The following is an 11,858-nucleotide window of genomic DNA, read 5'->3' as shown; positions in this document are numbered from 1 at the left end:
CCTTCCTGCGACAGGCACTTCGACGTCACGAAGCGTAGCCGTCCTTCTTGGCCTTTTCAATAACGTCTTCAATCGGACCACAGTACCGGAAATAGGTTTCCGGAATGTCGTCGTGCTTGCCATCGAGGATTTCACGGAAACTGCGCACCGTGTCCTGTACGGTGACGTATTTGCCAGGGATACCCGTAAACACTTCACCGACGAAGAACGGCTGCGACAGGAAGTTTTGAATCTTACGCGCACGAGCGACTGTCAGACGATCTTCGTCCGTCAACTCGTCCATACCGAGAATCGCGATGATGTCCTGCAATTCGCGGTAGCGTTGCAATACCGCCTGGACGCCGCGAGCGACATCGTAGTGCTCCTGGCCGACAATGTCCGGCTGGAGGGCGCGGGAGGTCGAGGCGAGCGGATCGACGGCGGGGTACAAGCCCATGTCGGAAATCCGGCGATCCAGGTTGGTCGTTGCGTCCAAGTGCGCAAACGTGTTGGCCGGCGCTGGGTCCGTGTAGTCATCGGCAGGCACGTAAACGGCCTGGATGGACGTGATGGAACCTTTGACGGTCGACGCGATACGCTCTTGCAGTTGGCCCATTTCTGTCGCCAACGTCGGTTGGTAACCGACGGCGGACGGCATACGGCCGAGCAATGCGGACACTTCGGCACCCGCCTGGGTGAAACGGAAGATGTTGTCGATGAAGAACAGCACGTCGCGTTCTTCGACGTCACGGAAGTACTCCGCCAATGTCAGACCCGAGAGGGCGACGCGTAGACGCGCACCTGGCGGCTCGTTCATCTGACCGAACACCATGCTGGTCTTGTCGAGGACGCCAGAGTCCTTCATTTCGTGGTACAAGTCATTCCCCTCACGGGTACGTTCGCCGACACCCGCGAAGACGGAATAACCGCCGTGTTCCTTTGCGATGTTGTGAATCAATTCCTGAATCAAGACGGTTTTACCGACGCCGGCGCCGCCGAACAGGCCGACCTTACCGCCCTTGATGTACGGAGCGAGCAAATCGACGACCTTGATACCCGTTTCGAAGATCTCCGTCTTCGTGGTCAGTTCACTGAACTTCGGAGCATCGCGGTGAATCGGCCAGCTTTCCTTTGCGTCCGCAGGGCCCTGTTCGTCAATCGTTTCACCCAATACGTTGAAGATGCGTCCCAATGTTCCTTGGCCAACTGGCATGCTGATAGCATGGCCAGTATCTACTACTTCGGTGCCGCGCACGAGGCCGTCCGTAGACGACATCGCGACGGCGCGAACCACGTTATCGCCAAGGTGCAACGCGACTTCCAACGTCAAGTGGATGTCGATTTCACCTTGGTGGTCAATGCGCAGGGCGTTGTTGATAGCCGGCAGTTGACCGTCTTCGAAGCGGACGTCGACCACCGGACCCGTGACCTGCACGACATATCCTTTGCTCACGTAGTTCCCTCCTGTTCTCGTTTAGCTTAGGGCATTCGCTCCGCCGACGATTTCCGCAATCTGCGTCGTAATCGCCGCTTGGCGAGCACGGTTGAGCGAAAGCGTATAGTCAGCGATGATGTCCTTCGCATTTTCGGTTGCATTACCCATTGCAGTCATCCGCGCGGCGTGCTCGGAGGCTTTCGCGTCGAGAACCGCTTGGTAGACCAACGTTTCTGCGTAACGAGGTAAAAGTGCGGCCATGACCGCGTCCTCGTCGGGTTCGAACTCGTATTGATGACGCGGGCCTGTTTGCTCGTCTGTCAAACTATCGAGCGGCAACACTTTCTTGACGACCGCCCGCTGCGACACCGCGTTGATAAATTCGTTGTAAATGAAGTACAGTTCATCGAACTCTTCGCGCTCGTACGACTGCACCATCTCCTCCGCGAGATTGCGGATGGAGCTATAGGTCGGCGAGTCGTCCAAATCGATGACTTCCGCACCGATAGGGTAGTCACGATGTTTGAAGAAATCTCTTCCCCGCTTGCCGACGGCGAAAATCGTGAACGCCGACTTGTCTTTTTTACCGAACTCCTGCATCGCGGCGCGGACTACTTGCGCGTTGTACGGGCCAGCAAGTCCCCTGTCGGCCGTGATGACCAAGTAGCCCGTCCGTTTGACCGGACGCGACGCCAACAGAGGGTGCTTCACGTGGCGGGCCGATGCAGAAACGTTCGCCAACATGTCTTGTAACTTAGCCAAGTAAGGTTTGGACTGCTGAACTGCGTCCTGAACGCGACGCAATTTCGCAGCCGCGACCATCTCCATGGCCTTCGTGATTTGAGATGTATTCTGAACGCTGCGAATGCGGCGTTTAATTTCACGCGTATTTTGCGGCAATGCCTTTCACCACCCATCGTCTCTCAGGATTTGGCCGCGCAATCAAGAACCAACACTGTGGGCGGTTTACGCCACAAACGTCGCCTTAAACTTCGCGACTGCTTCCTTGAGAAGTGCAACCGTGTCATCTTCGAGCGTCGTGCGTTCTTGCATCTGCTGGAAGATTTGCGGATACTCGCGGTCGATGAACGCCAACCACTCGCGCTCGAACTTGAGTACTGCCTCAAGCGGAACATCGTCCAAGTAGCCGTTGATACCCGTCCACAGCGATGCAACCTGACGGTCGAACGTCAGCGGCTGATACTGCGGCTGCTTCAGAAGTTCCGTCATGCGCGCGCCGCGCTTGAGGGTGTCTTGTGTGGCCTTGTCGAGATCGCTACCGAACTGCGTGAACGCTTGAAGTTCGCGATACTGCGCCAAGTCGAGTTTCAACGTACCAGCGACCTTCTTCATCGCCTTCGTCTGCGCCGAGCTACCGACACGAGAAACGGAGCTACCGACGTTGACAGCCGGACGGACACCCGCGAAGAACAAATCGGATTCCAAGAAGACCTGACCGTCCGTGATGGAGATGACGTTCGTCGGAATGTACGCCGAGATGTCACCCGCTTGCGTCTCGATGAACGGCAATGCCGTCAAGGAGCCTGCGCCATTTTCGTCGTTCAACTTCGCCGCGCGTTCGAGCAGGCGAGAGTGCAGATAGAAGACGTCACCAGGATATGCCTCGCGGCCTGGCGGACGGCGCAGCAGCAAGGACATTTCGCGGTATGCTGCAGCGTGCTTGGTCAAATCGTCATACACGACGAGGGCGTGCCCGCCGTTGTAGAGGTAATGCTCTGCCATCGCGCAACCTGCGTACGGAGCCAGGTACAGAAGCGGTGCTGCTTCAGAAGCGCTCGCCGCAACGACGATGGTATATTCGAGGGCACCGTGGCGGCGCAGCGTCTCCACAACCTGTGCGATGGTGGATTGCTTTTGGCCGATGGCGACGTACACACAAATGACGCCTTTGCCCTTTTGGTTGATGATGGTGTCCAGCGCAATTGCCGTCTTACCGGTTTGCCGGTCACCAATGATCAGTTCGCGCTGCCCACGACCAATTGGCACCATCGAATCGATAGCCTTAATCCCCGTCTCAAGTGGCTCGTGGACTGACTTACGAACGATGACACCTGGTGCTGGCGATTCAACAGGACGGTAGGTGTCCGTCTGAATCGGGCCGTTGTTGTCAAGAGGTTGTCCGAGGGCGTTGACGACGCGACCCAACAGTGCGTCGCCGACAGGAACCTGGACCAAGCGCCCTGTACGACGAACCTGCTCGCCTTCCTGAATTCCCGTCACCGAACCCAAGACGACGACACCAACGTTGTCTTCTTCGAGGTTCAGCGTCATGCCGTAGCCGCCGTTCTCAAACTCGACCAACTCACCAGCCATGACATTGTCAAGACCGTGAAGACGGGCGATACCGTCACCGACCGACAGGACAATACCGGTATCGTTCACTTGAATCTGCGCGTCAAACTGCTCAATTTGCTGTTTGATCAGCGCACTGATTTCATCCGGCCGAATACTCAACGTGTTCCCTCCTTGCGAGCGTTACCGAGGACGAGCCGACTCCGAAACTGACGAAGCTGATTTTGCGTCGTGGCGTCGAGCACGCGGTTGCCGACCTGAATCCGATACCCCGCGAGGAGTGCCGGGTTGATGCGGACGACCGGGTGAATCTCTTTGCCATACGATTGCGACAACCGTGCGACAATCGCCTCTGTTTGCGCCTCGGAGAGCGGCTGTGCCGCCTCGATTTCTACTTCAAGCCGACCCTTCAACTCGTCGACTAATTCGTGATACCGTTCTGCGATGGCCGACACGTAACTACCACGTTGCCGTTCCAGCAAAAGGGCGATGAAGTTGCGCAGGTCTGAACGTAGCTCACCTGCGAACAGTTTATCTATGGTTGAAAGCTTCATTTCCTGCGTAAGAACCGGATTGGCCAACAGCGCCTTGAGTTCAGCCGAAGCCGCGAGCGCGCGCCCCAGTTCACCGAGTTGCGCATCCAGCGCGTCGGTCACATCGTGCGCCTTGGCGTATGCCAGCAAACCGCGAGCGTATCGATTAATTACTGCCCCGCTTAACATACGAGCTCACCCAGGCGTTTTTCCGCCTCGGCTACCATCTCGTTGTGCACCTCAGCCGTGACGTGGTCACGCAACAGTTTCGAAGTCAGTTCGACTGTCAACTCTGCGACGCGTTGTGTCACTGCCGCAAGGGCCTCGTCGCGCTCACGCGCGATGGCAGCGCGGTTCTCTTCGAGGATCCGTGAAACTTCTTCTTCCGCTTTTTGAATGATCTCCCGAGCCTGTTCGTCAGCGCGGACACGGGCTGCATCGAGAATATTTTTAGCTTCTTTGCGCGCTTCATCGAGTAACCGTTTCTGTTCAGACAACAGCTTTGCAGCTTCCTCGCGGCTCTGCTCAGCATCTGTAATCTGCGATTCAACGTGTTTGCGACGCTGCTCCAACATATTGGCGAGCGGTCTAAACGCAAAGCGTTGGATGATGAAGAAGACAATCAAGAAACTAATGATGGAGAAAATAAACGTCCCTAACTGGAAGACGCCCCCCATTTCGCGCCACTCCCTTCTACTATGGAATCGCGTTCGGACGCTAATCGATAGCGTAGTGCCGCCTCTCGCGGCACTCGGTCAACGCAATCGAATTAAAGTTTGCCGGCTGTAAACAGGATGATGATACCGAACGCCAGCGCGATAACCGGGAAAGCCTCGACAAGCGCGACACCAAGCAATGCACTTGCAAAAATCGAACCACGAGCTTCTGGTTGACGAGCTACGCCTTCGACGTACTTGCTCATAACCAAACCGTCACCAACACCGGAACCAACGGCTGCAAGACCCAAAAGCAGCGCAACCGCAACATCATAAATCGCTTGTACCATTTGTGCCATAGGTTGAAATCCTCCTCAATGGTTCACTCGTTCACTCGAGATTAGTGATTTGCGTGGCCTTCAAACGACTTGTTGCCAATGTACAGGCACATCAGAATCGAGAAGACGTACGCCTGAATCGTTGCCACAAAGCCGCTGTACAACAGCCACAGGACAATCAGCGGAAGCTGCCACGGCAGCCAATGGAACGCAAATGGCGCCTTCAGCATGATACCCAACAGGGCCTCACCCGCAAAAATGTTGCCGTAAAGTCGCATACCGTGCGTCAACGGGTTGGTAATTTCCTCGATGACGGCGAGCGGCGACGGCGAGTAGAAGTGCTTGAACCACTGCTTTGGATGGCGCAATCCGCGCGCGTGGCTGATTACCCACACCATCACAGCGATACCGAGCGCCATACTCATGCTCGATGTCGGCGAGTCGAAGAGTTCGACGTCACCATTCGATCCAGCCAAGTCGGACGGCTTCAGACCCCACACATGTGCGTGCACACCAAAGTGGACGGAAATCGTCATAATGAGCCCCAACCAGTTGGCGATAAACAAGAACAAGAGCATGGTAAACGCAAGTGGGAGGACAAACCTCACCGATTGCTCCGTCGGCATGGTCTCACGGGCCATGTTGGTCGTGAACTCAGCCGCCCATTCCATCAGGTTTTGCAATCCGCGGGGACGTCGCATATCCATGCGCGCAACAGCGATGCGCAACAGGATGAACATGACCAGACCAGTGAAGAATATCGTGGCAATCACGGTAAAATTGGTCTGCCAAATGGTCCCCGCAAATAACGTGGGGAATGCTGGCACTATCTCACCTACTTCTCTTTGGTATTGTCACTCGGGTTCATGGCATAACTGTACAGTCCGACAAAGACGAAGACGAAACCAAGTAGGTACCCGATGAGTGCTGTGTACGGATTAAACACAGCACGGAATTTCAGGGAAATCACCATAATCGCAGCAATGAGGATGAGACGTGTAAACATCCCCACCATTCCTGAAGCAAACAGCGCAGCCCCCTGCGTGTCGCGATTGTGATGACCCTGGCGGATCATGCTGAACACCACATAAAAGCCGCCGACTTCCCCAAGAAGCAGCCCGTTCAACGCTACCCGCCAGTCGGCTAGGATAACCCAGCCGAGTACAGTCAGGCCGATGAACACCAGCCAAGATATTGTGATTGTACGAAGCCGTTTGTTCAATCGGTCTACACTCATGGTTTGTCTCCTAGAATCTGTTTGGCGAGGACTGCGAGTCCCGATCCACCCACGACGACACCCACAATGGCCCCAACAACCGTCAGCCAGACATGGTGCAGCTGGTGCGCAAAGTGAACTCCAAGCAGAGTAAATACCACAATGCAAACAGCCAGCTGTAGTGTTGCACCGGAGTAAACTGCAAACGTTTTCCACGGATTTTGGTTACTTAACCGGGATTTCTCCGACTTAGGACGCTGTTCGTTCTCGAACGCGCACACCACCTAGTACAGGATGAAGAGAGGGCATCAGATGAATGAGTTATTCATCGCGGTGTTGGCTATCCAAGCAAATTCACCACCACATTCACATCCTACCCATTTACAATAAAAGGTAATCCGTGAATGTCGAGTATTTCCAGAAACGCCTGCGCTAGCTCATTCGTTTCGTAGTATGAAACACCTGTTCTTAATGGTGAAATGCCATAACCCTCGCCTATAGTACACTAGGGTAAATTCCTATGTCAACGAATGCGGGCTTGACATTCCAAGTTTCTAGATTCCATTTAGCACTTGTTCATAAAACGTTCGCGAATCTGCTTCAAATTGGTTGAGCTCTGCGCAGGCAAGTCACCGTGGGCAACCTATGCCCGAAACAGTCTATCACTCTCTTGATAGCGAAACGGCGCAGGGGCTTCCCCTCTGCCAAAGTGGTGAAGAATCGCCTGAACAATCCGATCCGACGCCCGCCCATCCCCATAAGGGTTCTTGCGACCAGCCATATCGTCGTACGCAGCGGAGTCGGTCAACAACCGGTTGGCCTCAGCCACAATGGTCGCTTCATCGGTTCCGACGAGTTTCAAGGTCCCCGCCTCAATCCCCTCCGGACGCTCCGTCGTATCCCGCAGCACGAGCACCGGTACGCCCAGCGACGGCGCCTCTTCCTGGATCCCGCCGGAGTCAGTGAGAATCAAGGTCGCTCTCGCCATGAAATTGTGGTTGTCCACAATTCCGAGCGGATCGAGCAAATGAATGCGCGGATGCCCGTCGAGAATGGTGAAGACGGTATCGCGTACAGTCGGGTTGAGATGGACGGGATAGACGAGCTCTACATCCTCGTGCGCCTCGACAATTTGTCTCGCGGCGCGGCAGATCTGGGCCAGTTTCTCCCCCCAGTTCTCGCGGCGGTGCGACGTCATATAAATCATCCGGCTTCCTTGTGGAAACGCATCGAGAACCGGATGATGATAGGTTTCTTTGACGGTCGTGCGCATCGCGTCAATCGCCGTATTCCCCGTCACGAAAATGGCCTGCTTTGCCCGCCCTTCATTGAGCAAATTTTGAGCTGACAGGTCTGTCGGGGCAAAGAAGAGATCGCACAGGACGTCCGCCAACTGGCGGTTCATCTCCTCGGGGAACGGCGAGTACTTGTTGTACGTCCGCAGCCCTGCCTCCACGTGGCCGATGGCAATTTGCTGATAAAACGCCGCCAGCGCTGCCGCAAAGGTCGTCGTCGTATCGCCGTGCACCAGCACCACGTCCGGCTTGTGCTCTGCCAATGCCGAATCCAAACCGGTTAATGCCTTGGTCGTGATTTTCGCCAAGCTCTGGTGTGGCTCCATGATGTCCAAATCGACGTCCGGCTGAACGCCAAACACCTCGAGCACCTGATCTAGCATCTCCCGGTGCTGTGCAGTCACACAGACAATGGATTCAATCTCCGGATGCGCGTCGAGCGCGCGCACCAGCGGCGCCATCTTCACCGCTTCCGGTCTCGTTCCAAACACAGTCATCACGCGCAAAGGCGTTGAACTCAAAGTGGCTCCTCCTCAAACTGACAACTTAACTGGTGGCCTGGTGTGGCCAGGCGCGAGGTCGGCTTGTCGCCGGCGGTGACGCCGACAGCCGAGTGGCCGGGCTGCTGCCGAATGGCCGGCCGGGCTACTGCCGAGTGGCGAATGCGGCTATGGCCGCGTCGCGGTGCAGGCAGGCGCCACCGGGCGTTGGCGCGTTGGCGCGCTGCGAAGCCCGAGCGGCCGATTCAGTCGATTCAGCCGACCGATGAGCGCCACCCGGCGCTGGGCCATCCGGCGCCGGCGATTACTTCGTGCCAAACAGCCTGTCCCCTGCGTCACCGAGGCCAGGGACGATATAGCCGTGATCGTTCAGGTACTCGTCAATCGCCGCCGTGTAAATGTCGACGTCCTCGTGATCAGCCTGAACGGTACGAATGCCCTCCGGCACCGCGACCAGACACATCAACTTCGGCTGCTTTGCGCCTCGCGCTTTGACGGCGGTGAGGGCGGCCGAGGCTGATCCGCCCGTGGCCAACATCGGATCGACCACGATAACATCCCGCTCCTCGACATTTGGCGGCAACTTGCAGTAGTACTCGACTGGCTTTAGCGTCTCTGGATCACGATACAACCCAACATGCCCGACTTTCGCATTCGGAATCAGGTTGAGAATGCCATCGAGCATCCCGAGTCCTGCGCGCAGCACTGGCACGAGTGCCAGCGTCTTCCCGGCAATCACCTTCGTGCGCGCCGTGGCGACCGGCGTTTCGACGTCCGTCTCAGCGAGCGGCAGATTGCGGGTGATTTCGTACGCCATCAGCATCGACACTTCCTGCACCAATGCGCGAAATTCTTTGGTGCCCGTGTCCTTGTTTCGAATATATGTGAGCTTGTGTTGAATCAATGGATGGTCCAGCACATGGACTTGTCCCAAGAGGCGACGCTCCTTTTGTGGTCATTTACCGTTATTATAGCAAATCGACCGATCCTGCGATTCAAGTTCGCGCAGAATTTAGGAACGGATTGTGGCAGGTGTGGGTGTGGGGGCGGCTGGACAGCGGAATAAGGCACAAATTCTGCCCTATTTCCGCATTTCTTTCTATCCGGCGGACTTTAGGACATGAATTTTGTCTTAAACCCTCAAGAGCCGCCGGTTTAACCCCAAAAATCCGCAAATAGAGCAAATTTCGTGCCTTATCTCGGCCTCAAAGCCCACCATTGTCTTATTAAGACACGCAGCTGCGTGCCGCCGGGTTCCCGCTGAGCAGGGGCCGGGCAGGTTCAGCGGATGCGCGTGCCGCCGGCCACCGTAAGCCGCCCCAAGGCGGATGCTCGACCGACCGCTCGCGGCAGCGGCGGCGGCCGCGGCACAGCCCCGGCACCGCGCAGCAAAGCCACCAGCCACCAGCCGCCCGCCCTCACCGCCCCATCCGGGATGGCGAAGGCTGGCGGGGCGAGCCGGGCCACGGCTGGCTTATTCGATGTAGCTCAGTGCGTCGTAGAGCGGGAAGCGGGCGGTGAGCGCCTGGACTTTCGCGCTGGCGGCGTGGCGGACGGCGTCTGAGAAGTCGCTCGAGAGGACGAGGTGGAAAATTTCCGCTATCTCCGCCATCGCCTCTTCGTCCATGCCGCGGGTGGTCACGGCTGGCGTGCCAATGCGGATGCCGCTGGTGACCATGGGGCTGGCGGGATCGAACGGGATAGCGTTTTTGTTGACGGTGACGCCGACTTCGTCGAGCCGGTGCTCGGCCTCTTTGCCGGTGAGGTTGAAGTTGCGGACGTCGATGAGAATCAGGTGGTTGTCCGTGCCACCGGAGATGAGCTGAAAGCCCTTGTCGCTGAGCGCCGTCGCCAATGCCTGCGCGTTGTTCACGATTTGGCGCGAGTAATCCTTGAACTCAGGCTTGAGGGCTTCGCCGAACGCGACAGCTTTGGCCGCGATGACGTGCATCAACGGGCCGCCTTGGATGCCTGGGAAGATGGCCTTGTCAATTTGCTTCGCAAATTCGGCCTTGCAGAGGATGAGACCGCCGCGAGGACCGCGCAACGTCTTGTGCGTCGTCGAGGTGACGAAATCGGCGTACGGGATCGGAGAAGGATGCAGGCCCGTGGCGACGAGACCGGCGATGTGGGCCATGTCGACCATGAGGTATGCGCCCACTTCGTCGGCGATGGCGCGCATGCGTTCGAAGTCGATGAAACGCGGGTAGGCGCTGGCGCCGGCGACGATGATTTTCGGTCGGTGCTCTTTTGCGACAGCGTGTACTTCATCGTAGTCAATCCTGTGCGTCTCTGCGTCGACGCCATAGGAGACAAACTCGTACAGTTGGCCCGAGAAGTTCACCGGACTACCGTGCGTGAGGTGCCCACCGTGAGCCAAGTTCATACCCAACACCTTGTCGCCAGGTTTCAGGACGCTGAAATAGACCGCCATGTTCGCCTGGGCGCCCGAGTGCGGTTGGACGTTGGCGTGTTCGGCGCCGAACAGCGCTTTTACGCGGTCGCGCGCGATGTTCTCGACGACGTCCACATACTCACAGCCGCCATAGTACCGGCGTCCCGGATACCCTTCGGCATACTTGTTGGTCAGCACGGAGCCCAGCGCGGCCAAAACCGATTCGCTGACAAAGTTCTCCGAGGCAATCAGTTCAATTTTATCTTGTTGTCGATGAAGTTCTTGCTCCATCGCGATGGCTACGTCGTGATCGAAATCGGATAAGTTCATGTTCCGGTGTCCTCTCCTTTTTCTCGGCGATAACGCCCTGTCAACACATCCCTACGGATTCGCGATGAATTGACAATTCCCTGCCGCGGCTAACCCCAGTTGTAAAAGTTTTCTGGGAATGACGAGTCACACGCCCTGCAGGCGTTGTCGCGCCGTCTCCACGTCGTAAACCGCGCGAGCACCGCCAATCAACGGCGGCCGTGTGCGCGCCATTGTGACGTGCGCGGCGCCAAGTTCCCGCGTGCGGCCACGCACTGGAACCACCACAGGTTTGAGGTGCATGCCGATGAACGTGTCGCCGATGTCAATTCCCGCGTCCGCTTGCACCGCACGAACGAGACAAGCGTCCTCAAGGCGGAAATACGCCGTCGCCGCGACGGCGCCTCCCGCACCCGGCACCGGGACAGCGGAGACCTCCTCCAAGTTGCGCGCGACAGCCGTACTACGTGAGACGACAAGGGCGCGGTTCAGGTGCTCGCAACATTGAAACGCGACCGTCAAACCAAGTTCAGTTGCCCAGGCCAACACCGTATCGACGATGGCCTCCCCGACTGCGAGCGATGTCGCCGTGCCAATGCGCTGACCTTGGACTTCACTGGACGACGCGCCAACGACCACCATCTGCCCCGGACGAAGGTTCGCAGCAGCCTGCAAGTCGTCCAGGAGACCGCGAAGTGTGTGCGAAACGCCCGAGAGCAAATCGGCCACCGACGTCCCCACCCCGTTCGCCACTGCAGATGCACCATCGACCGCGCCAGCGGCGCCCGAGGTAAGGTCGGCGCTCATTGGGGCAGACCCAGTTGAAATCGGTTCATCACATGTGTTGTCCATGTCGTACCGCCCACTTTCGTTTTCATCCATACATTAC

Annotated in this window: 12 protein-coding genes; all 12 read right to left on the bottom strand. The window is 57.2% G+C overall.

The window, feature by feature from the left end; all coding sequences use genetic code 11:
* Positions 1 to 25 precede the first annotated feature (25 nt).
* Positions 26 to 1,432, bottom strand: coding sequence for a F0F1 ATP synthase subunit beta (gene atpD, locus K1I37_RS02890; RefSeq protein WP_021296835.1), 1,407 nt, complete (start codon positions 1,430 to 1,432; stop codon positions 26 to 28).
* A gap of 21 nt (positions 1,433 to 1,453) precedes the next feature.
* Positions 1,454 to 2,314 carry an ATP synthase F1 subunit gamma gene (atpG, locus tag K1I37_RS02885; protein ID WP_021296834.1) on the bottom strand — a complete coding sequence of 287 codons (861 nt, stop codon included), beginning with the start codon at positions 2,312 to 2,314 and terminating at the stop codon, positions 1,454 to 1,456.
* 66 nt (positions 2,315 to 2,380) lie between these two features.
* Positions 2,381 to 3,889 (bottom strand): F0F1 ATP synthase subunit alpha, encoded by a 1,509-nt coding sequence (atpA, locus tag K1I37_RS02880; protein ID WP_021296833.1) that lies wholly within the window; start codon positions 3,887 to 3,889, stop codon positions 2,381 to 2,383.
* A complete protein-coding gene (atpH, locus tag K1I37_RS02875) occupies positions 3,886 to 4,449 on the bottom strand; it encodes an ATP synthase F1 subunit delta (RefSeq protein WP_021296832.1) in 564 nt (187 codons plus the stop codon). Before atpH ends, atpA begins: the two co-directional genes overlap by 4 nt.
* A complete protein-coding gene (gene atpF / locus K1I37_RS02870) occupies positions 4,443 to 4,937 on the bottom strand; it encodes a F0F1 ATP synthase subunit B (RefSeq protein WP_021296831.1) in 495 nt (164 codons plus the stop codon). Before atpF ends, atpH begins: the two co-directional genes overlap by 7 nt.
* 92 nt (positions 4,938 to 5,029) lie before the next feature.
* The gene (gene atpE, locus K1I37_RS02865) at positions 5,030 to 5,266 is read right to left on the bottom strand and encodes an ATP synthase F0 subunit C (RefSeq protein WP_031218766.1); all 237 of its coding nucleotides are present in this window, start codon (positions 5,264 to 5,266) and stop codon (positions 5,030 to 5,032) included.
* A 50-nt stretch (positions 5,267 to 5,316) separates the two neighbouring features.
* Positions 5,317 to 6,081, bottom strand: coding sequence for a F0F1 ATP synthase subunit A (gene atpB / locus K1I37_RS02860; protein WP_021296829.1), 765 nt, complete (start codon positions 6,079 to 6,081; stop codon positions 5,317 to 5,319).
* A gap of 8 nt (positions 6,082 to 6,089) precedes the next feature.
* Positions 6,090 to 6,491 carry an ATP synthase subunit I gene (locus K1I37_RS02855; protein ID WP_021296828.1) on the bottom strand — a complete coding sequence of 134 codons (402 nt, stop codon included), beginning with the start codon at positions 6,489 to 6,491 and terminating at the stop codon, positions 6,090 to 6,092.
* 622 nt (positions 6,492 to 7,113) lie between these two features.
* Positions 7,114 to 8,262 (bottom strand): non-hydrolyzing UDP-N-acetylglucosamine 2-epimerase, encoded by a 1,149-nt coding sequence (gene wecB / locus K1I37_RS02850; RefSeq protein WP_031218762.1) that lies wholly within the window; start codon positions 8,260 to 8,262, stop codon positions 7,114 to 7,116.
* A gap of 307 nt (positions 8,263 to 8,569) precedes the next feature.
* Positions 8,570 to 9,199: a uracil phosphoribosyltransferase gene (gene upp / locus K1I37_RS02845; protein WP_021296824.1), complete on the bottom strand. Its 630-nt coding sequence runs from the start codon at positions 9,197 to 9,199 to the stop codon at positions 8,570 to 8,572.
* Between the two features lie 540 nt (positions 9,200 to 9,739).
* On the bottom strand, positions 9,740 to 10,990 hold the full coding sequence (locus K1I37_RS02840; protein WP_021296822.1) for a serine hydroxymethyltransferase: 1,251 nt from the start codon (positions 10,988 to 10,990) through the stop codon (positions 9,740 to 9,742).
* A 126-nt stretch (positions 10,991 to 11,116) separates the two neighbouring features.
* On the bottom strand, positions 11,117 to 11,698 hold the full coding sequence (locus K1I37_RS02835; RefSeq protein WP_031218760.1) for a TIGR01440 family protein: 582 nt from the start codon (positions 11,696 to 11,698) through the stop codon (positions 11,117 to 11,119).
* Between the last annotated feature and the right edge of the window lie 160 nt (positions 11,699 to 11,858).

Source organism: Alicyclobacillus acidoterrestris, assembly GCF_022674245.1.
Classification (GTDB): domain Bacteria; phylum Bacillota; class Bacilli; order Alicyclobacillales; family Alicyclobacillaceae; genus Alicyclobacillus; species Alicyclobacillus acidoterrestris.
The sequence above is the reverse complement of the archived record's forward strand: the minus strand, read 5'-3'. Positions and strand labels throughout refer to the sequence as shown.

Bases quoted from the DNA above. Each gene is read 5' to 3' on its own strand.
- atpH (WP_021296832.1), bottom strand. From the start codon at position 4,449: ATGTTAAGCGGGGCAGTAATTAATCGATACGCTCGCGGTTTGCTGGCA.
- atpF (WP_021296831.1), bottom strand. From the start codon at position 4,937: ATGGGGGGCGTCTTCCAGTTAGGGACGTTTATTTTCTCCATCATTAGT.
- atpE (WP_031218766.1), bottom strand. From the start codon at position 5,266: ATGGTACAAGCGATTTATGATGTTGCGGTTGCGCTGCTTTTGGGTCTT.
- K1I37_RS02855 (WP_021296828.1), bottom strand. From the start codon at position 6,491: ATGAGTGTAGACCGATTGAACAAACGGCTTCGTACAATCACAATATCT.
- wecB (WP_031218762.1), bottom strand. From the start codon at position 8,262: ATGACTGTGTTTGGAACGAGACCGGAAGCGGTGAAGATGGCGCCGCTG.
- K1I37_RS02840 (WP_021296822.1), bottom strand. From the start codon at position 10,990: ATGAACTTATCCGATTTCGATCACGACGTAGCCATCGCGATGGAGCAA.